Annotated in this window: 21 protein-coding genes and 1 tRNA gene; all 22 read left to right on the top strand. The window is 65.0% G+C overall.

Features of this window, described 5'->3' with window-relative positions:
• The 22 genes from tuf (CSC78_RS11710) (at window position 1) to rpsC (ending at window position 23,285) form a co-directional block, all read left to right on the top strand.
• Window positions 1-1,191 (top strand): elongation factor Tu, encoded by a 1,191-nt coding sequence (gene tuf, locus CSC78_RS11710; protein WP_162338029.1) that lies wholly within the window; start codon window positions 1-3, stop codon window positions 1,189-1,191.
• 147 nt (window positions 1,192-1,338) lie between these two features.
• A tRNA-Trp gene (locus tag CSC78_RS11705) sits at window positions 1,339-1,414 on the top strand.
• Window positions 1,415-1,474: 60 nt separating this feature from the next.
• Complete coding sequence (gene secE / locus CSC78_RS11700) at window positions 1,475-1,864, top strand: preprotein translocase subunit SecE (protein ID WP_162338035.1); 390 nt, start codon at window positions 1,475-1,477, stop codon at window positions 1,862-1,864.
• 13 nt (window positions 1,865-1,877) lie between these two features.
• Window positions 1,878-2,435 (top strand): transcription termination/antitermination protein NusG, encoded by a 558-nt coding sequence (nusG, locus tag CSC78_RS11695; RefSeq protein ID WP_162338034.1) that lies wholly within the window; start codon window positions 1,878-1,880, stop codon window positions 2,433-2,435.
• Between the two features lie 200 nt (window positions 2,436-2,635).
• Window positions 2,636-3,064: a 50S ribosomal protein L11 gene (gene rplK / locus CSC78_RS11690; RefSeq protein WP_055945202.1), complete on the top strand. Its 429-nt coding sequence runs from the start codon at window positions 2,636-2,638 to the stop codon at window positions 3,062-3,064.
• A gap of 3 nt (window positions 3,065-3,067) precedes the next feature.
• Entirely contained in the window at window positions 3,068-3,766 is a 699-nt protein-coding gene (rplA, locus tag CSC78_RS11685; RefSeq protein WP_055945206.1) for a 50S ribosomal protein L1, read from the top strand.
• 494 nt (window positions 3,767-4,260) lie between these two features.
• A complete protein-coding gene (gene rplJ, locus CSC78_RS11680; RefSeq protein WP_162338039.1) occupies window positions 4,261-4,797 on the top strand; it encodes a 50S ribosomal protein L10 in 537 nt (178 codons plus the stop codon).
• Window positions 4,798-4,857: 60 nt separating this feature from the next.
• Window positions 4,858-5,229 (top strand): 50S ribosomal protein L7/L12, encoded by a 372-nt coding sequence (rplL, locus tag CSC78_RS11675; RefSeq protein WP_162338033.1) that lies wholly within the window; start codon window positions 4,858-4,860, stop codon window positions 5,227-5,229.
• Window positions 5,230-5,544: 315 nt separating this feature from the next.
• Window positions 5,545-9,696, top strand: a complete 4,152-nt coding sequence (rpoB, locus tag CSC78_RS11670) for a DNA-directed RNA polymerase subunit beta (RefSeq protein ID WP_162338032.1) — start codon at window positions 5,545-5,547, stop codon at window positions 9,694-9,696.
• A gap of 92 nt (window positions 9,697-9,788) precedes the next feature.
• Window positions 9,789-14,021 (top strand): DNA-directed RNA polymerase subunit beta', encoded by a 4,233-nt coding sequence (gene rpoC, locus CSC78_RS11665; protein WP_162338031.1) that lies wholly within the window; start codon window positions 9,789-9,791, stop codon window positions 14,019-14,021.
• A 234-nt stretch (window positions 14,022-14,255) separates the two neighbouring features.
• Entirely contained in the window at window positions 14,256-14,630 is a 375-nt protein-coding gene (gene rpsL, locus CSC78_RS11660) for a 30S ribosomal protein S12 (RefSeq protein ID WP_055945224.1), read from the top strand.
• A 12-nt stretch (window positions 14,631-14,642) separates the two neighbouring features.
• Window positions 14,643-15,110, top strand: a complete 468-nt coding sequence (rpsG, locus tag CSC78_RS11655) for a 30S ribosomal protein S7 (protein ID WP_055945227.1) — start codon at window positions 14,643-14,645, stop codon at window positions 15,108-15,110.
• 174 nt (window positions 15,111-15,284) lie between these two features.
• Window positions 15,285-17,375, top strand: a complete 2,091-nt coding sequence (gene fusA / locus CSC78_RS11650; RefSeq protein WP_162338030.1) for an elongation factor G — start codon at window positions 15,285-15,287, stop codon at window positions 17,373-17,375.
• A 74-nt stretch (window positions 17,376-17,449) separates the two neighbouring features.
• Window positions 17,450-18,640 (top strand): elongation factor Tu, encoded by a 1,191-nt coding sequence (tuf, locus tag CSC78_RS11645; RefSeq protein WP_162338029.1) that lies wholly within the window; start codon window positions 17,450-17,452, stop codon window positions 18,638-18,640.
• A gap of 564 nt (window positions 18,641-19,204) precedes the next feature.
• Entirely contained in the window at window positions 19,205-19,516 is a 312-nt protein-coding gene (gene rpsJ / locus CSC78_RS11640) for a 30S ribosomal protein S10 (RefSeq protein WP_027070119.1), read from the top strand.
• Between the two features lie 11 nt (window positions 19,517-19,527).
• Window positions 19,528-20,181 carry a 50S ribosomal protein L3 gene (rplC, locus tag CSC78_RS11635; protein WP_162338028.1) on the top strand — a complete coding sequence of 218 codons (654 nt, stop codon included), beginning with the start codon at window positions 19,528-19,530 and terminating at the stop codon, window positions 20,179-20,181.
• An 11-nt stretch (window positions 20,182-20,192) separates the two neighbouring features.
• The gene (rplD, locus tag CSC78_RS11630; protein ID WP_062352428.1) at window positions 20,193-20,798 is read left to right on the top strand and encodes a 50S ribosomal protein L4; all 606 of its coding nucleotides are present in this window, start codon (window positions 20,193-20,195) and stop codon (window positions 20,796-20,798) included.
• Window positions 20,795-21,094 (top strand): 50S ribosomal protein L23, encoded by a 300-nt coding sequence (gene rplW / locus CSC78_RS11625; protein ID WP_055941273.1) that lies wholly within the window; start codon window positions 20,795-20,797, stop codon window positions 21,092-21,094. The genes rplD and rplW overlap by 4 nt, the downstream gene beginning before the upstream one ends.
• An 11-nt stretch (window positions 21,095-21,105) precedes the next feature.
• Window positions 21,106-21,933, top strand: coding sequence for a 50S ribosomal protein L2 (gene rplB, locus CSC78_RS11620; protein WP_162338027.1), 828 nt, complete (start codon window positions 21,106-21,108; stop codon window positions 21,931-21,933).
• Between the two features lie 6 nt (window positions 21,934-21,939).
• A complete protein-coding gene (gene rpsS / locus CSC78_RS11615; RefSeq protein WP_055941277.1) occupies window positions 21,940-22,215 on the top strand; it encodes a 30S ribosomal protein S19 in 276 nt (91 codons plus the stop codon).
• A 12-nt stretch (window positions 22,216-22,227) separates the two neighbouring features.
• Window positions 22,228-22,563: a 50S ribosomal protein L22 gene (gene rplV, locus CSC78_RS11610; RefSeq protein ID WP_055943295.1), complete on the top strand. Its 336-nt coding sequence runs from the start codon at window positions 22,228-22,230 to the stop codon at window positions 22,561-22,563.
• A 2-nt stretch (window positions 22,564-22,565) separates the two neighbouring features.
• Complete coding sequence (rpsC, locus tag CSC78_RS11605; protein WP_056878821.1) at window positions 22,566-23,285, top strand: 30S ribosomal protein S3; 720 nt, start codon at window positions 22,566-22,568, stop codon at window positions 23,283-23,285.
• The last annotated feature ends 5 nt before the right edge of the window (window positions 23,286-23,290 follow it).

The following is a 23,290-nucleotide window of genomic DNA, read 5'->3' as shown; positions in this document are numbered from 1 at the left end:
ATGGCAAAGGGTAAGTTCGAACGCACCAAGCCCCACGTGAACGTGGGCACGATTGGTCACGTTGACCACGGCAAGACGACGCTGACGGCGGCGCTGACGAAGATCGGCGCGGAGCGTTTCGGTGGCGAGTTCAAGGCCTATGACGCGATCGACGCGGCGCCGGAAGAGAAGGCGCGCGGCATCACGATCTCCACGGCCCACGTGGAATACGAATCGGCCTCGCGCCACTACGCGCACGTGGATTGCCCCGGCCACGCCGACTACGTGAAGAACATGATCACCGGTGCGGCCCAGATGGACGGCGCGATCTTGGTGTGCTCGGCCGCCGACGGCCCGATGCCGCAGACCCGCGAGCACATCCTGCTCTCGCGCCAGGTCGGTGTGCCGTACATCGTCGTGTTCCTGAACAAGGCCGACATGGTCGACGACGCCGAGCTGCTCGAGCTGGTCGAAATGGAAGTCCGTGAGCTGCTGAGCAAGTACGAGTTCCCGGGCGACGACACCCCGATCATCTCGGGCTCGGCCCGTCTGGCGCTGGAAGGCGACCAGAGCGAGATCGGCGTGCCGGCGATCCTGAAGCTGGTCGATGCGCTGGACAGCTGGATCCCGACCCCGGAGCGCGACGTCGACAAGCCGTTCCTGATGCCGGTGGAAGACGTGTTCTCGATCTCGGGCCGCGGCACCGTGGTGACCGGCCGTATCGAGCGCGGCGTGATCAAGGTGGGCGAGGAAATCGAGATCGTCGGTATCCGTCCGACCCAGAAGACCACGGTCACGGGCGTGGAAATGTTCCGCAAGCTGCTGGACCAGGGCCAGGCGGGCGACAACGCCGGTCTGCTGCTGCGCGGCACCAAGCGTGACGACGTGGAGCGTGGCCAGGTGCTGGCCAAGCCGGGTTCGATCACCCCGCACACCGAGTTCGAAGCCGAAGTCTACGTGCTGAGCAAGGACGAAGGCGGCCGTCACACGCCGTTCTTCAAGGGCTACCGTCCGCAGTTCTACTTCCGCACGACCGACATCACGGGTGCCGTGACCCTGCCGGAAGGCGTGGAAATGGTCATGCCGGGCGACAACATCAAGATGGTGGTCACCCTGATCAACCCGGTGGCGATGGACGAAGGCCTGCGTTTCGCGATCCGCGAAGGCGGCCGTACCGTCGGCGCCGGCGTGGTGGCCAAGATCATCAAGTGACGTCCTGACCCGGACGGGCCAGCCCGTCCGGCTTCGTCAGGCCGTCATCCCCGCGAATGCGGGGATCCAGTGCCTGGCGAAGCGACAAGGGCGGACCGGAACCTCGGTCCGCCTTCGCCGTCTAAGGGAAGGTTGTAGCAAATCGATACGCCAGTAGCTCAATTGGCAGAGCAGCGGTCTCCAAAACCGCAGGTTGGGGGTTCGAGTCCCTCCTGGCGTGCCACTTCCTTCCCCGCGGAGTCCGGATCCCCGGCACTCCCCAAAGCAAAGAGCGACAACTGACTTGAACAGCAAGGTCGAACAATCCAAAGCCGGTACGCCCGCAGCGGACATCGCCAAGTACGCGCTGGCGCTGGCGCTGGTCGTCGGCGGCCTGGTCGCATGGTGGTGGTTCAATGGCCAGTGGGCCACGCCGGTGCGCGCACTGGCTGTCGTCGCGGGACTGGTGCTGGGTGCGCTGGTGTTCCTGCAGACCGGCAAGGGTCGCGACACGCGCGAGTTCCTGTCCGAATCGCGTTTCGAACTGCGCAAGGTCGTATGGCCGACCCGCGAGGAAGCGACCCGCACGACCTGGGTGGTCGTCATCGTGGTCATCATCCTGAGCCTGATCCTGGCCGCCTTCGATTTCGGCATCCAGAAAGCGATCGAGCTGTTCCTGAATTTTGGTCGTTGAGGAGAGTGCCGCAGTGAAGCGTTGGTATGTCGTCCATGCCTACTCGGGCTTCGAGAAGTCGGTGGCCCAGGCCCTTCGCGACCGCATCGTCCGCGACGAGATGCAGGAAAAGTTCGGCGACGTCCTGGTCCCGACCGAGGAAGTTGTGGAGATGCGCTCCGGCCAGAAGCGCCGTTCCGAGCGCAAGTTCTTCCCGGGCTACGTGCTGGTCCAGATCGAGACCCATGACGAGGGCGGCATCCCGCGGATGGACAGCGAGAGCTGGCATCTGGTGAAGGACACCTCGAAGGTCCTCGGCTTCATCGGCGGTACCGCCGACCGTCCGCTGCCGATCCGCGACGAAGAGGCGGCTGCCATCCTCGACCGCGTCCAGGAAGGCGTCGAGAAGCCCAAGCCCAAGGTCCTGTTCGAGCCGGGCGAGATGGTCCGCGTCACCGACGGTCCGTTCAACGACTTCAACGGCGTGGTCGAGGAAGTCAATTACGAGAAGAGCCGCCTGCGTGTCGCGGTGCTGATCTTCGGTCGTTCCACCCCGGTGGAGCTGGAATTCGGGCAGGTCGAAAAGGCCTGATCCGGCGGCCCGGCGTATTCAGTCGGGACCGTAAAACCCTGATATACTGCGCGGCTCCCTGACGGCGATGCCGGGCAGGAGCCATGGCCGCCCTCGGGTGGCCATTGGCGCGTTCAAGAAAACGCGATGCCGGGACGCGTGATTTTCCCGGTCCGATGGGGAGCCTGAAACCCAGGCGCTAGCACCCGGAGAGCACTCACATGGCAAAGAAAGTTGTCGGTTACATCAAGCTGCAGGTGAAGGCCGGTCAGGCCAACCCCTCGCCGCCGGTCGGTCCTGCGCTGGGTCAGCGCGGCCTGAACATCATGGAATTCTGCAAGGCGTTCAACGCCGCCACGCAGAAGCTGGAGCCGGGCCTGCCGATTCCGGTGGTCATCACGGCCTATTCCGACCGTACCTTCACCTTCATCACGAAGACGCCGCCGGCGTCGATCCTGCTGAAGAAGGCCGTCGGCATCACGTCCGGCTCCAAGCGCCCGAACACCGAGAAGGTGGGCAAGGTCACCCGCAAGCAGCTCGAGGACATCGCCAAGGCGAAGGAACCCGACCTGACCGCGGCCGACCTGGACGCAGCGGTGCGCACGATCGCGGGTTCCGCCCGCTCCATGGGCCTGACGGTAGAGGGTTAAGAGATGGCACAGAACAAGCGACAGAAGGCCATCCTGGCCGCCGTGACCCCCGGCAAGGCGTACGCCATTGACGAGGCCCTGAAGATCATCAAGACCGCGGTCAAGTCCAAGTTCGTCGAGTCCGTCGACGTGGCCGTGCGCCTGGGCGTGGACGCCAAGAAGTCCGACCAGCAGGTGCGCGGTTCGACCGTGCTGCCCGCCGGTACCGGCAAGTCGGTCCGCGTGGCGGTGTTCGCCCCGGCCGGCGCCAAGGCCGACGAAGCCGCCGCCGCTGGCGCCGAAGCCGTCGGCATGGACGACCTGGCCGAGAAGATGCTGGCCGGCGACATCAACTACGACGTGGTCATCGCCACGCCGGACGCGATGCGCGTGGTCGGCAAGCTGGGTACGGTGCTGGGCCCGCGTGGCCTGATGCCGAACCCGAAGGTCGGCACCGTGTCGCCGAACCCGGCCGAGGCGGTCAAGAACGCCAAGTCGGGCCAGGTGCGCTACCGCACCGACAAGGCCGGCATCATCCATTGCACGATCGGCAAGGCCAGCTTCGAAGACGAAGCGCTGAAGTCGAACCTGCAGGCGCTGCTGATCGACCTGGTGAAGGCCAAGCCGGCCACCTCCAAGGGCCAGTACCTGCAGAAGATCTCGGTCAGCTCGACCATGGGCCCCGGCGTCACCGTCGACCAGTCCTCGCTGTCCCTGAAGTGACGAACTGACCCGCGCGCAAAGCGCGCGGCTTTGTCAGTTCGTCATCCCCGCGGCTTTTAGCCGCCGAATGGCTGCTCAAGCGGGGATCCAGCGACTTGAAGTCTGAGTCGCCGGAGAAACAAGAAAGTCGCCGGGTTCCCGCCTTCGCGGGAACGACGGCAAAAATTTTGAGGGCAGTCGCCCAAACCGGGGTTCCGGTGCAAGCGACAGCCGTCAAAGACCGCAGGTGCGGTCAGCGCGCAACGACGACGGGCACGGAGGCTCGTGTTGGCAGGGAATCGCCGTCGTGGCTAGCGGGATCGCTTAATCCACCCCCGAAAGGGAGTGCGCCTGCGCAGATGGTGCCGCCTTCTGGAAGTTTTCTGGTGCTGGCCGCAAGGCCGGCCAGTCAGACAGGCCACCGACGGGACCGCAAGTCCCCGGCATCCAGGATGGACGCCGTCCAGGACCGCGAACGGCAGGAGCCGCGAGCGGAGTCAATAAGTGAGGAGTGTATGGCTCTCAATCTGTCCCAGAAGCAAGAAGTAGTCGCCGAACTGGCAGACGTCGCCGCCAAGGCGCACTCCCTGGTCGCTGCCGAATACGCAGGCACCACGGTCAGCCAAATGACCGCGATGCGCAAGAAGGCCCGCGAGACCGGTGTGTTCTTGAAGGTTGTCAAGAACACGCTGGCCGTGCGTGCCATCGCCGGTACCGAGTTCGAGGTTGTCCAGGACAAGCTCGTCGGTCCGCTGCTGTATGCGTTTTCGACCGAGGAGCCCGGCGCTGCCGGTCGCCTGATCAAGGAATTCGCCAAGGGTAACGACAAGCTGCAGCCGAAGGTCGTTTCCGTGGGTGGCCAGCTGTATCCGGCCAGCCATGTGGACGTCCTGGCGTCGCTGCCGACCCGTGATCAGGCGCTGGCCATGCTGGCCCGCGTGCTGGCCGAACCCGCCTCGATGTTCGCCCGCGCCGTCAAGGCCGTGGCCGACCAGCAGGGTGGTGGCGAAGCGCCGGCGGAAGCCGCTGCCGAAGCCCCGGCCGAAGCCTGAGTTCGACGTCTTTACGGTTCTACGAACCCTAATCCCAGATAATTTCCAAAGGTAAACACAATGTCCCTTTCCAACGAACAGATCGTCGACGCCATTGCCGGCAAGACCCTGATGGAAGTGATGGAGCTGGTCAAGGCCATCGAAGAGAAGTTCGGCGTCTCCGCCGCCGCCCCGGTCGCCGCTGCTGCCGGCCCGGCCGCCGCTGCCGCCCCGGTCGAAGAGCAGACCGAGTTCACCATCGTCCTGAAGGACGCCGGTGCCAAGAAGGTCGACGTCATCAAGGCGGTTCGCGCCATCACCGGCCTGGGCCTGAAGGAAGCCAAGGACCTCACCGAGGCCGGCGGCGTGCTGAAGGAAGGCGTGTCGAAGGAAGACGCCGACAAGTTCAAGAAGGAACTCGAAGCCGCTGGTGCGAGCGTCGAAGTCAAGTAAGTCGTATCCGTCGCCGGTTCACTCAGGCGACAACCCGAGGCCGGGGGCGAAAGCCCCTGGCCTTCGGTCGTTTCAACGGGAGGAGGGAATAGGGAATAGGGAATCGCAAGAGCGCGGCGCCGTCCTGCGCTCGCCATCGATTCTCCATTCCCTATTCCCGATTCCCGCCCAAGCGAGTTTGTAGTTGGAAGTAGCGGCAGAAGGCGTGCTGGTGCCGGCAATACCAGCGACTTCCAACTGGAAATTCCCCCGTTCGAAAGAATGTCCCCCGTGTGGTCGCGGACGCGCGCCCCACGCTGCCAGAGGCACAGTCACATGACGACATATTCGTTCACCGAAAAGAAGCGCATCCGCAAGGATTTCGGCAAGCAGCGGTCGATCCTCGAGGTCCCGTTCCTGTTGGCCATCCAGGTCGACTCCTACCGTGAGTTCCTGCAGGAGCACACCGATCCCGCCAGGCGCGAGGACCGTGGCCTGCACGCTGCGCTGAAGTCGGTCTTCCCGATCGCCAGCTACAGCGGCAACGCCGCGCTGGAGTACGTCGGCTACAAGCTGGGCGAGCCCGTGTTCGATGAGCGCGAGTGCCGCAACCGTGGCCTGAGCTACGGCGCCCCGCTGCGCGTGACCGTGCGCCTGGTGATCTACGACCGCGAGTCGTCGACCAAGGCCATCAAGTACGTGAAGGAGCAGGAGGTCTACTTGGGCGAGATTCCGCTCATGACCGACAACGGCACCTTCATCGTCAACGGCACCGAGCGCGTCATCGTTTCGCAGCTGCACCGTTCGCCGGGCGTGTTCTTCGACCACGACCGCGGCAAGACGCACAGCTCGGGCAAGCTGCTGTACAGCGCCCGCATCATTCCTTACCGCGGCTCCTGGCTGGACTTCGAGTTCGACCCGAAGGACGCGCTGTTCACGCGTATCGACCGCCGCCGCAAGCTGCCGGTCTCGATCCTGCTGCGTGCGCTGGGCTACTCCAACGAGGAGATGCTCAACGAGTTCTTCGACGTCAACACCTTCCACATCCTGCCGGAAGGCGTGCAGCTGGAGCTGGTCGCCGAGCGCCTGCGCGGCGAGACGCTGAACTTCGACCTGGCCGATGGCGACAAGGTCATCGTGGAAGCCGGCAAGCGCATCACCGCGCGCCACGTGAAGCAGCTGGAGCAGTCCGGCATCGCCGCGCTGGCCGTGCCCGATGAGTACCTGGTCGGCCGCATCCTGTCGCACGACGTGATCGACGCCAACACGGGTGAACTGCTGGCCGCCGCCAACGACGAGATCACCGACGACCAGCTGGCCAAGTTCCGCAAGGCCGGCGTGGACGCCGTGGGCACGCTGTGGGTCAACGACCTGGACCGTGGCCCGTACCTGTCCAACACCCTGCGCATCGACCCGACCAAGACCCAGCTGGAAGCGCTGGTCGAGATCTACCGCATGATGCGTCCCGGCGAGCCGCCGACCAAGGATGCCGCGCAGAACCTGTTCCACAACCTGTTCTTCACCTTCGAGCGCTACGACCTGTCGAACGTCGGCCGCATGAAGTTCAACCGTCGCGTGGGCCGCAAGGAAACCACCGGCGAAGCCGTGCTGTACGACAAGAAGTACTTCGGTGCGCGCAATGACGAAGAGGCCAAGCGTCTCGTCGCCACGCTGGGCGAGACCTCGGACATCCTGGACGTCATCAAGGTCCTGACCGAGATCCGCAACGGCCGCGGCACCGTGGACGACATCGACCACCTGGGCAACCGTCGCGTGCGTTCGGTCGGCGAAATGGCCGAGAACGTCTTCCGCGTGGGCCTGGTCCGCGTCGAGCGCGCCGTCAAGGAGCGCCTGTCGATGGCCGAGTCCGAAGGCCTGACGCCGCAGGAACTGATCAATGCCAAGCCGGTGGCCGCCGCGATCAAGGAGTTCTTCGGCTCCTCGCAGCTGTCGCAGTTCATGGACCAGAACAACCCGCTGTCGGAAGTCACGCACAAGCGTCGCGTCTCGGCCCTGGGCCCGGGCGGCCTGACCCGCGAGCGCGCCGGCTTCGAAGTCCGCGACGTGCACCCGACCCATTACGGCCGCGTCTGCACCATCGAGACGCCGGAAGGCCCGAACATCGGCCTGATCAACTCGCTGGCCGTGTACGCGCGCACCAACAGCTACGGCTTCCTCGAGACGCCGTACCGCAAGGTCGTGGACGGCACCATCACCGACGAGATCGAATACCTGTCGGCGATCGAAGAGAACGAGTACGTCATCGCGCAGGCCAACGCGCTGCATGACGCCAAGAGCCGCCTGACCGAGCAGTTCGTGCCGTGCCGCTACCAGGGCGAATCGCTGCTGAAGCCGCCGAGCGAAGTGGACTACATGGACGTCTCGCCCATGCAGACCGTGTCGGTCGCTGCGGCGCTGGTGCCGTTCCTGGAGCACGATGACGCGAACCGCGCACTGATGGGCGCCAACATGCAGCGCCAGGCCGTGCCGACGCTGCGTGCGCAGAAGCCGCTGGTCGGTACCGGCATCGAGCGCGCCGTGGCGCGCGACTCGGGCGTGACCGTGAACGCGCGTCGTGGCGGCGTGGTCGAGCAGATCGACGCCGGCCGCATCGTGGTGAAGGTCAACGAGGTCGAGATCTCCGGCGAAACCGATGCCGGCGTCGACATCTATTCGCTGATCAAGTACACGCGCTCCAACCAGAACACCTGCATCAACCAGCGTCCGCTGGTGAACGTGGGCGACGTGGTCGCGCGCGGCGACGTGCTGGCCGACGGTCCCTCGACCGACATCGGCGAGCTGGCGCTGGGCCAGAACATGCTGATCGCGTTCATGCCGTGGAACGGCTACAACTTCGAAGACTCCATCCTGCTCTCCGAGCGCGTGGTGGAAGAGGATCGCTACACCACGATCCACATCGAAGAGCTGACCTGCGTCGCGCGCGACACCAAGCTGGGACCGGAGGAAATCTCCGCCGACATCCCGAACGTCTCCGAGCAGGCGCTGAACCGCCTCGACGAGAGCGGCGTGGTGTACATCGGCGCGGAAGTGCGCGCCGGCGACATCATGGTCGGCAAGGTCACGCCGAAGGGCGAGAGCCAGCTGACCCCGGAAGAGAAGCTGCTGCGTGCGATCTTCGGCGAGAAGGCTTCGGACGTGAAGGACAGTTCGCTGCGCGTGCCGCCGGGCATGGACGGCACCGTCATCGACGTGCAGGTCTTCACCCGCGACGGCATCGAGAAGGACAAGCGCGCGCGCCAGATCGAGGAAAACGAGATCAAGCGCGTCAAGAAGGACTTCGACGACCAGTTCCGCATCCTCGAAGGCGCCATCTACGCCCGCCTGCGCTCGCAGCTGGTCGGCAAGGTCGCCAACGGTGGTCCGGGTACGCTGAAGAAGGGCGACGCGATTTCCGACGCCTACCTCGACGGCCTGAAGAAGTCCGAGTGGTTCACCCTGCGCATGAAGGACGATGACGCGTCCGACGCCATCGAGCGCGCCCAGATGCAGATCCAGGCGCACGAGAAGGAGTTCGAGCGTCGCTTCGCCGACAAGCGCGGCAAGATCACCGCCGGCGACGACCTCGCCCCGGGCGTGCTGAAGATGGTCAAGGTCTACCTGGCCGTGAAGCGCCGCATCCAGCCGGGCGACAAGATGGCCGGCCGCCACGGCAACAAGGGTGTCGTGTCGACCATCGTGCCCGTCGAGGACATGCCGTACATGGCCACCGGCGAGACCGTGGACATCGTGCTGAACCCGCTGGGCGTGCCGTCGCGCATGAACATCGGCCAGGTGCTGGAAGTGCATCTCGGCTGGGCCGCGAAGGGACTGGGCAAGAAGATCCAGGACATGCTGGACGCCCAGGCCAAGGTCGCCGACCTGCGCAAGTTCCTGACCCAGATCTACAACCACGACCAGAAGCTGGGCGAGGACCGCGTGGACCTGGACCAGTTCAGCGATGCCGAACTGATCGCACTGGCCAGGAACCTGACCGACGGCGTGCCGATGGCCACCCCGGTGTTCGACGGCGCGGCGGAAACCGAGATCAAGCACATGCTCGAACTCGCTGACCTGCCGATCAGCGGGCAGACCCAGCTGTTCGACGGCCGCACCGGCGAGGCGTTCGATCGCCACACCACGGTCGGCTACATGCACATGCTGAAGCTGAACCACCTGGTCGACGACAAGATGCACGCGCGTTCGACCGGTCCGTACTCGCTCGTCACCCAGCAGCCGCTGGGCGGCAAGGCGCAGTTCGGCGGCCAGCGCTTCGGTGAAATGGAAGTCTGGGCGCTGGAAGCCTACGGCGCGGCGCACACCCTGCAGGAAATGCTGACGGTCAAGTCGGACGACGTGCAGGGCCGCAACCAGATGTACAAGAACATCGTCGATGGTGCCCACGAGATGGTCGCGGGCATGCCGGAATCCTTCAACGTGCTGGTGAAGGAAATCCGCTCGCTCGCCATCAACATGGAACTGGAAGACTGACCGACATGGCGCGGCGGCACTGACCTGCCGCTGCGCCGATCGCCCCCGGTCAACCCGCCATCGACAAAGATTCCTCCTGACGGAGAAACACCATGAAAGACCTGCTCAACCTCTTCAACCAGCAGCGCCAGACGCTGGACTTCGACGCGATCAAGATCGCGCTGGCCTCGCCGGACCTGATCCGCTCGTGGTCCTTCGGCGAAGTGAAGAAGCCGGAAACCATCAACTACCGCACCTTCAAGCCGGAACGCGACGGCCTGTTCTGCTCGGCCATCTTCGGCCCGATCAAGGACTACGAGTGCCTGTGCGGCAAGTACAAGCGCATGAAGCACCGCGGCGTGGTCTGCGAGAAGTGCGGCACGGAAGTGACGCTGGCCAAAGTGCGCCGCGAGCGCATGGGCCACATCGACCTGGCCAGCCCGGTCGCGCACATCTGGTTCCTCAAGTCGCTGCCGTCGCGCATCGGCCTGATGCTGGACATGACCCTGCGCGACATCGAGCGCGTGCTGTACTTCGAAGCGTATGTCGTCACCGAGCCGGGCCTGACCTCGCTCGAGCGTCGCCAGCTGCTGACCGAAGAGCAGTTCATGCAGGCGCGCCAGGAACACGGCGACGACTTCGACGCCGCCATGGGCGCCGAGGCCGTCTACGACCTGCTGCGCACGATCGACCTGCAGGCCGAGATGGTCAACCTGCGCGAAGACATCGCCAGCACCGGTTCCGAGACCAAGCTGAAGCGCCTCACCAAGCGCATCAAGCTGATGGAAGCGTTCCTGGAGTCGGGCAACCGTCCGGAGTGGATGGTCATGACCGTCCTGCCGGTGCTGCCGCCGGACCTGCGTCCGCTGGTCCCGCTGGACGGCGGCCGCTTCGCGACCTCCGACCTCAACGACCTGTACCGTCGCGTCATCAACCGCAACAACCGCCTGCGCCGCCTGCTGGAGCTCAATGCGCCGGACATCATCGTGCGCAATGAAAAGCGCATGCTGCAGGAGTCGGTTGACGCCCTGATGGACAACGGCCGTCGCGGCCGCGCCATCACCGGCACCAACAAGCGCCCGCTGAAGTCGCTGGCCGACATGATCAAGGGCAAGCAGGGCCGCTTCCGCCAGAACCTGCTGGGCAAGCGCGTCGACTACTCGGGCCGTTCGGTCATCGTGGTCGGCCCGACCCTGCGCCTGCACGAGTGCGGCCTGCCGAAGAAGATGGCGCTGGAGCTGTTCAAGCCGTTCGTGTTCGCCAAGCTGCAGCGTCGCGGCCTGGCCACCACCATCAAGGCCGCCAAGAAGCTGGTCGAGCGCGAAGAAGCCGACGTCTGGGACATCCTGGAAGAGGTCATCCGCGAGCACCCGGTGCTGCTGAACCGCGCACCGACGCTGCACCGCCTCGGCATCCAGGCGTTCGAGCCGGTGCTGATCGAAGGCAAGGCCATCCAGCTGCACCCGCTGGTCTGTACCGCCTTCAACGCCGACTTCGACGGTGACCAGATGGCCGTGCACGTGCCGCTCTCGCTGGAAGCCCAGCTGGAAGCGCGCGCGCTGATGATGTCGTCCAACAACATCCTGTCGCCGGCCAACGGTGAGCCGATCATCGTGCCGTCGCAGGACGTCGTGCTGGGCCTGTACTACATGACCCGCGCGCTGGAGAACAAGAAGGGCGAGGGCATGGCGTTCGCCAACATCGCCGAGGTCAAGCGCGCCTACGACAACCGCGCCGTCGAGCTGCACGCGAAGGTCAAGGTCCGCATCAGCGGCACCGTGATCGACGAGGAAGGCGGCCGCAGCCAGCAGACCAGCATCGTGGACACCACGATCGGTCGCGCGCTGCTCGCCGAGATCCTGCCGGAAGGCCTGCCGTTCGCGCTGGTCAACACCGAGTTGAACAAGAAGGCCATCAGCCGCCTGATCAACTCCAGCTACCGCATGCTGGGCCTGAAGGACACGGTCGTGTTCGCCGACAAGCTGATGTACACCGGTTTCGCGTACGCCACGCGCGCCGGCGTCTCCATCGGCATCGACGACATGCTGATCCCGGCCGAGAAGAAGGGCATCCTGGGCGAAGCCGAACAGGAAGTGCTGGAGATCCAGGAGCAGTACCAGAGCGGTCTGGTCACCGCCGGCGAGCGCTACAACAAGGTGGTCGACATCTGGTCGCGCACCAACGAGCGCATCGCCAAGGCGATGATGGACACCATCGGTACCGACAAGGTGCAGAACGCCAAGGGCGAGACCATCAACGAGAAGTCGATGAACTCGCTGTACATCATGGCCGACTCCGGCGCCCGTGGTAGCCAGGCGCAGATCCGCCAGCTGGCCGGCATGCGCGGCCTGATGGCCCGTCCCGACGGTTCGATCATCGAGACGCCCATCAAGGCGAACTTCCGCGAAGGTCTGAACGTGCAGGAGTACTTCAACTCCACCCACGGTGCCCGTAAGGGTCTGGCCGATACCGCGCTGAAGACGGCGAACTCCGGTTACCTGACCCGTCGCCTGGTCGACGTGGCGCAGGACGTGGTGATCACCGAGGTCGACTGCGGCACGCAGGAAGGCCTGACCATGACTCCGATCGTGGAAGGCGGCGACGTGGTCGAGCCGCTGCGCGACCGCGTGCTGGGCCGCATCGTGGCCGAGGACGTGTTCCTGCCGGGCAACGACGAGGATCCCATCGTCACCCGCAACACGCTGCTCGACGAGGCGTGGGTGCAGAAGCTGGAAGATGCTGGCGTGCAGGCGTTGAAGGTGCGTTCCACCATCACCTGCGAATCCGACTTCGGTGTCTGCGCGCACTGCTACGGCCGCGACCTGGCCCGTGGCCACATCGTCAACATCGGCGAAGCGGTCGGCGTCATCGCCGCGCAGTCGATCGGCGAGCCCGGCACCCAGCTGACCATGCGTACGTTCCACATCGGTGGTGCGGCATCGCGTGCGGCGGCCGTGGACAACATCACGGTCAAGACGACCGGCTCGATCAAGTTCAACAACCTGAAGTTCGTCGAACACGCGAACGGTAGCCTGGTCGCGGTGTCGCGCTCCGGCGAACTGTCGGTGCTCGATGGCCATGGTCGCGAGCGCGAGCGTTACAAGCTGCCCTACGGCGCCACCATCAACGTCAAGGACGGCGCGCAGATAAACGCTGGTCAGGCCGTGGCGAACTGGGACCCGCACAACCACCCGATCGTGTCGGAAGTGGCCGGCTTCGTGCGCTTCGTGGACTTCGTCGATGGCGTCACCGTCATCGAGAAGACCGACGACCTGACCGGTCTGGCGTCGCGCGAGATCACCGATCCGAAACGCCGCGGCTCGCAGGGCAAGGACCTGCGTCCGATCGTCCGCATCGTGGACAAGGACGGCAAGGACCTGAGCATCCCGGGTACCGACCTGCCGGCGCAGTACCTGCTGCCGCCGCGCTCGATCGTCAACCTGCAGGACGGCGCGCCCGTCGGCGTGGGTGACGTGGTCACCAAGGTGCCGCAGGAAGCGTCGAAGACCCGCGACATCACCGGTGGTCTGCCGCGCGTGGCCGACCTGTTCGAAGCCCGCAAGCCGAAGGACCCGGCCATCCTGGCCGAGCGCTCCGGTGTCATCAGCTTCGGCAAGGACACCAAGGGCAAGCAGCGCCTGATCATCAAGGACACCGATGGTTCGGAACACGAAGAGCTGATCCCGAAGTTCCGCCAGATCATCGTGTTCGAAGGCGAGCACGTGGCCAAGGGCGAAACCATCGTGGACGGCGAGCCGAGCCCGCAGGACATCCTGCGCCTGCTGGGTGTCGAGCCGCTGGCGGCCTACCTGGTCAAGGAAATCCAGGACGTCTATCGCCTGCAGGGCGTGAAGATCAACGACAAGCACATCGAGGTCATCACCCGCCAGATGCTGCGCAAGGTGGAAATCACCGACGCCGGCAACAGCAAGTTCCTGGCCGGCGAGCAGGTCGAGAAGCAGCGCTTCATCGAGGAGAACGCGAAGCTGCTGGCCCGCAACGAGCTGCCCGCGAAGTACGATCCGGTCCTGCTGGGCATCACCAAGGCCTCGCTGGCGACCGAGTCGTTCATCTCTGCAGCCTCGTTCCAGGAGACCACCCGCGTGCTGACCGAGGCGGCCGTCCGCGGCACCCGTGACACGCTGCGCGGCCTGAAGGAAAACGTCATCGTGGGTCGCCTGATCCCGGCCGGTACCGGCCTGGCGTACCACAACCAGCGCCGCCGCAACGCCTCCGGTCTGACCGAGGCCGAGGTGAACGCCCTGTCCGGCGGCACGGCCGAGACCGCTCCGGCGGCCGCGGTCGCCGCCACCGACGACGCCGGCGAGGAGTCCAGCGCCAGCTAAACCGTACGACCTGACGGCCTCCGGGCCGTCCCAGACCACGAAAAGAGGCGCAGGATGCGCCTCGTTTTCGGCCCAGGAAGGGCGGGATCGCAGTCAGTTGGCAGGCACCCACCTCCGTCGCGTTGACGGTCGGGCGGGTTGCCGGCTATACTTTTCCGTCTAGGTGGGCCGTCTTGCGGCCTGCCTTCGTTTTCATGTCAAACAAGGCTCCGGCCTTCACACGAAGAATCCACTATGGCAACCGTCAATCAGCTGGTCCGCAAGCCGCGGCAGGCCCCCACGTACAAGAGCCAGTCGCCCGCGCTGGACAACTGCCCGCAGCGTCGCGGCGTGTGCACCCGCGTCTACACGACGACCCCGAAGAAGCCGAACTCGGCGCTTCGCAAGGTCGCCAAGGTGCGCCTGACCAACCAGGAAGAAATCATCAGCTACATCGGCGGTGAAGGCCACAACCTGCAGGAGCACTCCGTGGTGCTCGTGCGTGGCGGCCGTGTGAAGGACCTGCCGGGCGTGCGCTACCACACCGTGCGCGGCTCGCTCGATGCCTCGGGCGTCGCCAAGCGTCGCCAGGGCCGTTCCAAGTACGGCGCCAAGCGTCCCAAGGCTTAAGGAAAAAGAATCATGTCGCGCAAAGGCTCTGCCCCCCAACGTGAAATCCTGCCGGACCCCAAGCACGGCAGCCAGACGATTGCCCGCTTCATCAACATGGTGATGCTGAGCGGCAAGAAGTCGGTCGCCGAGAAGATCGTCTACGGCGCCATGGACGTCATCGGCGAGAAGAACCCCAACGCCCTCGAGCTGGTCGAGAAGGCGCTGGACAACGTGTCCCCGGCCGTCGAAGTGAAGTCGCGCCGCGTCGGCGGTGCCACCTACCAGGTGCCGGTCGAAGTGCGTTCGTCGCGCCGCATGGCGCTGGCGATGCGCTGGCTGATCGAGTCCGCGCGCAAGCGTGGCGAGAACACCATGCCGCGCAAGCTGGCCGCCGAACTGCTGGATGCCTCCGAGAACCGCGGCGGCGCCATCAAGAAGCGTGAAGAGACCCACCGCATGGCGGAAGCGAACAAGGCGTTCGCGCACTACCGCTGGTAACGGCCTCCGGGCCCTTGCAAGCAAGGGCCTTCGGCACCATCTAAGGTGCCCTTGGGACGCTTCCCGCGTCCCGCCCCGAAGGCCGCCGAAAGGCGGCATTCGGCCATCTGAAGATCCGCCCTCCCGGAAGGCCCCTGCATCCCGCTGGCCCTCCATCAGAAAAGAGAGACTGTCGTGGCTCGCACCACTCCCATCGAGCGTTACCGCAATTTCGGCATCATGGCGCACATCGACGCCGGCAAGACCACCACGTCCGAGCGCATCCTGTTCTACACCGGCGTCAGCCACAAGATCGGTGAAGTGCACGACGGTGCCGCGACCATGGACTGGATGGAGCAGGAGCAGGAGCGCGGCATCACCATCACGTCCGCCGCCACCACGGCGTTCTGGACGGGCATGGACAAGTCCCTGCCGCAGCACCGCTTCAACATCATCGACACCCCCGGCCACGTCGACTTCACCATCGAAGTCGAGCGTTCGCTGCGCGTGCTCGACGGCGCGGTGTTCGTGCTGTGCGCCGTCGGTGGCGTGCAGCCGCAGTCCGAGACCGTGTGGCGCCAGGCCAACAAGTACGCCGTGCCGCGCCTCGCGTTCGTTAACAAGATGGACCGTACCGGTGCCGACTTCTTCAAGGTCGTCGACCAGCTGAAGAACCGCCTGGGTGCGTACCCGGTGCCGATGCAGGTGCCGGTCGGCGCCGAAGACGGCTTCGAGGGCGTCATCGACCTGCTGAAGATGAAGTACATCCACTGGGATGTCGCGTCGCAGGGCACCAAGTTCGAGTACCGCGACATTCCCGCCGAGCTGGCCGACAAGGCCGCGACAGACCGTGCCTTCATGGTCGAAGCGGCTGCGGAAGCCAGCGAAGAGCTGATGGACAAGTACCTCAACGAAGGCGACCTGTCCGAGGCCGAGATCATCGCCGGCCTGCGCGAGCGCACGCTGAAGGTGGAAGTGATTCCGGTCTACTGCGGCTCCGCGTTCAAGAACAAGGGCGTGCAGGCCATGCTCGACGGCGTGATCCAGTTGCTGCCGTCGCCGACCGACCGTCCGCCGGTGCAGGGCATCGACGAGAACGAGAAGGAAGACAGCCGCAAGGCGGGTGACAACGAGCCGTTCTCGGCGCTGGCGTTCAAGATCATGACGGATCCGTTCGTGGGTTCGCTGACGTTCTTCCGCGTCTACTCGGGCGTGCTGAACTCCGGCGACGCCGTGTACAACCCGGTCAAGTCGAAGAAGGAGCGCGTGGGCCGCATCCTGCAGATGCACTCCAACCAGCGCGACGAGATCAAGGAAGTACGCGCCGGCGACATCGCGGCGGCCGTGGGCCTGAAGGACGTCACCACGGGTGACACGCTGTGCTCGCTGGACCACATCATCACCCTGGAGCGCATGGTGTTCCCGGAACCCGTCATCTCGATGGCGGTGGAGCCGAAGACCAAGTCCGACCAGGAAAAGATGGGTCTGGCCCTGGGCCGCCTGGCGCAGGAAGATCCCTCGTTCCGCGTCAAGACGGACGAGGAATCCGGCCAGACGATCATCTCGGGCATGGGCGAGCTGCACCTGGAAATCCTGGTGGACCGCATGAAGCGCGAGTTCAACGTGGAAGCCAACGTCGGCAAGCCGCAGGTGGCCTATCGCGAGACGATCCGCAAGTCGGTCAAGCAGGACGGCAAGTTCGTGCGCCAGTCGGGCGGTCGCGGCCAGTACGGCCACATCGTCATCGAAATGTCGCCGGTCGAGCGTGGCGTGGGCTTCTCGTACGAGAGCGCCATCGTCGGCGGCGTCGTGCCGAAGGAATACGTGGCTGCCGCGGGCAAGGGCATCGAAGACGCCATGAAGAGCGGCCCGCTGGCCGGCTTCCCGGTGGTCGACATCGCCATCAAGGCCGTCGACGGTTCGTTCCATGACGTCGACTCCAACGAAATGGCGTTCAAGGTCGCCGGCTCGATGGCCTTCAAGGAAGCTTTCAGCAAGGCCCAGCCGGTCCTGCTGGAGCCGATGATGAAGGTCGAGATCGTCACCCCGGAAGACTATCTGGGCGACGTGATGGGCGACGTGAGCCGTCGTCGCGGCATCCTGCAGGGTCAGGACGACAGTCCGTCCGGCAAGGTGATCGCCGCGATGGTGCCGCTGGGCGAAATGTTCGGCTACGCCACCACGCTGCGTTCGATGTCGCAGGGTCGTGCCACGTTCTCGATGGAGTTCGACCACTACGCGGAAGCGCCGGCCAACATCGCCGACGCGGTCGTCAAGAAGAACTGAGCAATGGGGCAGGGTATCGCGGTCGCGATGCCCTGCATTCCCGTCACGAATCACGCATAACAAGGTAGAAGACAATGGCAAAGGGTAAGTTCGAACGCACCAAGCCCCACGTGAACGTGGGCACGATTGGTCACGTTGACCACGGCAAGACGACGCTGACGGCGGCGCTGACGAAGATCGGCGCGGAGCGTTTCGGTGGCGAGTTCAAGGCCTATGACGCGATCGACGCGGCGCCGGAAGAGAAGGCGCGCGGCATCACGATCTCCACGGCCCACGTGGAATACGAATCGGCCTCGCGCCACTACGCGCACGTGGATTGCCCCGGCCACGCCGACTACGTGAAGAACATGATCACCGGTGCGGCCCAGATGGACGGCGCGATCTTGGTGTGCTCGGCCGCCGACGGCCCGATGCCGCAGACCCGCGAGCACATCCTGCTCTCGCGCCAGGTCGGTGTGCCGTACATCGTCGTGTTCCTGAACAAGGCCGACATGGTCGACGACGCCGAGCTGCTCGAGCTGGTCGAAATGGAAGTCCGTGAGCTGCTGAGCAAGTACGAGTTCCCGGGCGACGACACCCCGATCATCTCGGGCTCGGCCCGTCTGGCGCTGGAAGGCGACCAGAGCGAAATCGGCGTGCCGGCGATCCTGAAGCTGGTCGATGCGCTGGACAGCTGGATCCCGACCCCGGAGCGCGACGTCGACAAGCCGTTCCTGATGCCGGTGGAAGACGTGTTCTCGATCTCGGGCCGCGGCACCGTGGTGACCGGCCGTATCGAGCGCGGCGTGATCAAGGTGGGCGAGGAAATCGAGATCGTCGGTATCCGTCCGACCCAGAAGACCACGGTCACGGGCGTGGAAATGTTCCGCAAGCTGCTGGACCAGGGCCAGGCGGGCGACAACGCCGGTCTGCTGCTGCGCGGCACCAAGCGTGACGACGTGGAGCGTGGCCAGGTGCTGGCCAAGCCGGGTTCGATCACCCCGCACACCGAGTTCGAAGCCGAAGTCTACGTGCTGAGCAAGGACGAAGGCGGCCGTCACACGCCGTTCTTCAAGGGCTACCGTCCGCAGTTCTACTTCCGCACGACCGACATCACGGGTGCCGTGACCCTGCCGGAAGGCGTGGAAATGGTCATGCCGGGCGACAACATCAAGATGGTGGTCACCCTGATCAACCCGGTGGCGATGGACGAAGGCCTGCGTTTCGCGATCCGCGAAGGCGGCCGTACCGTCGGCGCCGGCGTGGTGGCCAAGATCATCAAGTGACGTCCTGACCCGGACGGGCCAGCCCGTCCGGCTTCGTCAGGCCGTCATCCCCGCGAATGCGGGGATCCAGTGCCTGGCGAAGCGACAAGGGCGGACCGGAACCCCGGTCCGCCACTTTTTTGCAATAAACCCGCGCTTTTCGTCGCGAGATGCTGCAAAACAGCAAAACCTGCGCTATCATGCGCGCCCCTTGACGGCCGCCCGGCCCGAAAGGAATCGCATCCGCCAGCGCCCCCTGGGAGGCCGCTGGTTCCTACCGCGAAAAGAGGTGCAGGAAGCGCCTCGTGTTCGCCAGACACGGAGTGTCGCGTGCCTTCCTGCAAGCCTTCGGGCCGGGCAGGGCATCCCGGTGGTTGACGGGATATGTCACGCGTCCTATACTTTCATGTCTGGGCGGGCCGGTTTACCGGCTCGCCTAGTTTTTCAGGAAGATTCCCCAGCCTATCCGGCGCTTTCCGTCCGTGGAGTCAACGCGGCCGGTGGGGAGCTGGAACAGCTTGGACTAACCGGGGCAAGGCATCCCAGAGGCCGCGCCCGTCGCTCTTTAACGAAGGAACTACCGCAATGGCGGACCAAAAGATCCGAATCCGGCTCAAGGCGTACGATCATCGTCTGATCGATCGCTCGGCCAGCGAGATCGTCGAGACAGCCAAGCGGACCGGCGCGCAAGTGCGCGGCCCGATCCCGCTGCCGACCAAGATCGAGCGCTACACCATCCTGGTTTCCCCGCACGTCGACAAGGACGCGCGTGACCAGTACGAGACCCGCACGCACAAGCGCGTGCTCGACATCGTCGACCCCAACGACAAGACCGTGGACGCGCTGATGAAGCTCGAGCTCGCGGCTGGCGTCGACGTGCAGATCAAGTTGACCTGAGGCCCACGACCATGACCGCGAAGAAATATTCGTTGGGTCTCGTCGGCCGCAAGGCTGGCATGACCCGCGTGTTCACCGAAGACGGCAAGTCCATCCCGGTGACACTGATCGAAGCTACCCCGAACCGCATCACCCAGATCAAGACTCCGGAAACCGACGGCTACAGCGCCGTGCAGGTCGCCGTGGGCGCCCGTCGCGCCTCGCTGATCACCAAGCCGGTCGCCGGTCACTTGGCCAAGGCCAAGGTCGAAGCCGGTCGTGGCCTGTGGGAGCTGCGCGTGGAAGCCGACAAGCTTGGCGACTTCACCGTCGGCGGCGAGATCAAGGCCGACATCTTCGAAGTCGGCCAGATCGTCGACGTCCAGGGCGTCACCAAGGGCAAGGGCTTCCAGGGCACCATCAAGCGCTGGAATTTCCGCATGGGCGACGCCACCCACGGTAACTCGCTGTCGCATCGCGCGCCGGGTTCGCTGGGTCAGCGCCAGACGCCGGGCCGCGTGTTCCCGGGCAAGGAGATGTCCGGCCACATGGGTGCCGTGCAGCAGAGCACGCAGAACCTGGAAGTCGTCCGCGTGGATGCCGAGCGCGGCCTGATCGCCGTTCGCGGCGCCGTGCCGGGCGCCCCGGGTGGCGACGTGATCGTGCGTCCGGCGAGCAAGGGTTGAGGAGAACGACCATGGAACTAGCCATTACAGGTAGCGCCAACAAGCTGTCGGTCTCCGACGACGTGTTCGGCCGCGAATTCAGCGAAGATCTGGTCCACCAGGTCGTCGTTGCCTACCGCAACGCCGGTCGTGCCGGCACCAAGGCGCAGAAGACCCGCGCCGAAGTGAACGGCACCACCAAGAAGTCCAAGAAGCAGAAGGGTGGCGGTGCCCGTCACGGTGCCCTGACCGCGCCGATCTTCGTCGGCGGCGGCGTGACCTTCGCGGCCAAGCCGCGCAGCTTCGCGCAGAAGGTCAACCGCAAGATGTACCGTGCGGCCATCAGCTCCATCCTGTCCGAGCTGAACCGCCAGAACCGCCTGAAGGTCGTGGAAACGTTCGACGTTGACGCCACCAAGACCAGCGCCCTGATCGAGAAGCTGAAGGGCTTCGACCTGGGCAAGCGCCCGCTGATCGTCACCGAGGATGCTTCCGAGCACCTCTACCTGTCCGCCCGCAACCTTCCCTACGTGGAAGTGCGCGACGTGCAGGGGCTGGATCCGGCCGCGCTGGTCGGTGCCGACTCGGTGCTGATCACGGCCGACGCCGTCAAGAAGATCGAGGAGTGGCTGGCATGATCAGCAACGAAAAGATTTTTGCCGTGCTGCGTGCTCCGCGCGTCTCCGAGAAGACCGTGCGCCTGCAGGAACTCTCCAACCAATACGTCTTCGAAGTCTCGAACGATGCCACCAAGGCCGATGTGAAGGCCGCGGTCGAGCAGCTGTTCGACGTCAAGGTCGAGACGGTCAACGTGGTCAACGTCAAGGGCAAGAACAAGTCCTTCCGTAACCGCGCCGGCCGCCGCGGCGACTGGCGCAAGGCGTACGTGCGTCTGGCCGATGGTCAGGCCATCGACGTGTCGGCCAAGGCCTGAGGTAGACCCACATGCCATTGATGAAATTCAAGCCCACCTCCCCCGGTCGCCGTTCGGCGGTCCGCGTGGTGACGCCCGACCTGCACAAGGGTGCTCCGCATGCTGCGCTGCTCGAGAAGCAGAGCAAGTCCGGCGGTCGCAACCACCACGGTCGCATCACCACCCGTCATATCGGCGGTGGCCACAAGCAGCATTACCGCATCATCGACTTCAAGCGCGACAAGGAAGGCATCCCGGCGCGCGTGGAGCGGATCGAATACGATCCCAACCGCACCGCGCACATTGCGCTGCTGTGCTACGTCGATGGCGAGCGTCGCTACATCATCGCCCCGAAGGGCCTGAAGGCCGGTGACCAGGTCATCGCCGGTAGCGATGCGCCGATCAAGGCCGGCAACACGCTGCCGCTGCGCAACATCCCGGTCGGTACGACGATCCACGGCATCGAGCTGAAGCCGGGCAAGGGCGCGCAGATCGCCCGCGCTGCCGGCGCCGCCGTGCAGCTGGTCGCTCGCGAGCAGGGCTTCGCCACGCTGCGTCTTCGCTCCGGCGAAATGCGCAAGGTGCAGGTCGAGTGCCGCGCCACGGTGGGCGAAGTCGGCAACGACGAGCACAGCCTGGAGAAGCTCGGCAAGGCCGGTGCGAAGCGCTGGCGCGGTATCAAGCCGACCGTCCGCGGTGCGGCCATGAACCCGGTCGACCACCCGCACGGTGGTGGTGAAGCCAAGGCCGGCCAGGGTAATCCGCACCCGGTCACCCCGTGGGGTGTGCCGACCAAGGGTTACAAGACGCGCAAGAACAAGCGCACGCAGCAATTCATCGTCCGCGATCGTAGGGGCTAATCGACCATGGCACGTTCACTCAAGAAGGGCCCGTTCGTCGATCACCACCTCGTCAAGAAGGTGGAGGCCGCGGGCGGCAGCAAGAAGCCGATCAAGACCTGGTCGCGCCGTTCGATGATCCTGCCGGAAATGGTGGGTTTCACGATCGCCATCCACAATGGCAAGAACCACGTTCCGGTGCTGGTCAACGAGAACATGGTCGGCCACAAGCTCGGCGAGTTTGCCGTCACCCGTACCTTCAAGGGTCACGGTGGCGACAAGAAAGCCGGCGGCAAGAAGTAAGGAGAGATGACCATGGAAGCGAAAGCCATCCTGCGCACCGCGCGCATCTCCCCCCAGAAGGCCCGCCTGGTCGCTGACCAGGTGCGTGGCCTGCCCGCCGAGCGCGCCGTCAACCTGCTGAAGTTCTCGGACAAGAAGGCTGCCCACCTGATCAAGAAGGTCGTGGAGTCCGCCATCGCCAACGCCGAGAACAACCAGGGCGCCGACGTCGACGAGCTGAAGGTCAAGACCATCATGGTCGACGAAGGTCCGATGCTGAAGCGTTTCATGGCCCGCGCCAAGGGCCGTGGCACCCGCATTCTGAAGCGCACCAGCCACATCACCGTGGTCGTGGGCGAGGGCAAATAAGTATGGGTCACAAAGTTCATCCGACCGGTATCCGCCTGGGCATCGCCAAGGACTGGAATTCCAAGTGGTTCGCCAACAAGCGCGACTACGCCGACTACCTCGCCGCGGACCTCAAGGTGCGCGAGATGCTTCGCAAGAAGCTGGCGCAGGCAGGCATTTCCAAGATCCTGATCGAGCGTCCGGCCAAGACCGCCCGCGTGACCATCCACACCGCCCGTCCGGGCGTGGTGATCGGCAAGCGCGGTGAGGACATCGAGAAGCTGCGCAAGGAAGTGAGCGACCTGATGGGCGTCCCGGCGCACATCAACGTCACCGAAGTGCGCAAGCCCGAGCTGGACGCCCAGCTGGTGGCCGAATCGATCGCGCAGCAGCTCGAACGCCGCATCATGTTCCGCCGCGCCATGAAGCGCGCCGTCGGCAACGCGATGCGCCTGGGTGCCCTGGGCATCAAGGTCAACGTCGCAGGCCGCTTGAACGGTGCGGAAATCGCCCGTTCGGAGTGGTACCGCGAAGGCCGTGTGCCGCTGCACACGCTGCGTGCCGACATCGATTACGGTTTTGCCGAGGCGAAGACCACCTACGGCATCATCGGCATCAAGGTGTGGGTCTACAAGGGCGAGATCTTCGATTTCAGCCAGGTGGGTCAGGAGAAGCAGGACGACGCGCGCCCCGAGCGCAGCGAACGTCCGTCGCGCCCGGCTCGTGACCGCGACGCGAGGTAATCAGT

It is taken from the genome of Pseudoxanthomonas japonensis (assembly GCF_010093445.1).
Taxonomy (GTDB): domain Bacteria; phylum Pseudomonadota; class Gammaproteobacteria; order Xanthomonadales; family Xanthomonadaceae; genus Pseudoxanthomonas_A; species Pseudoxanthomonas_A japonensis.
This window is presented reverse-complemented; position numbering and strand designations above follow the sequence as displayed.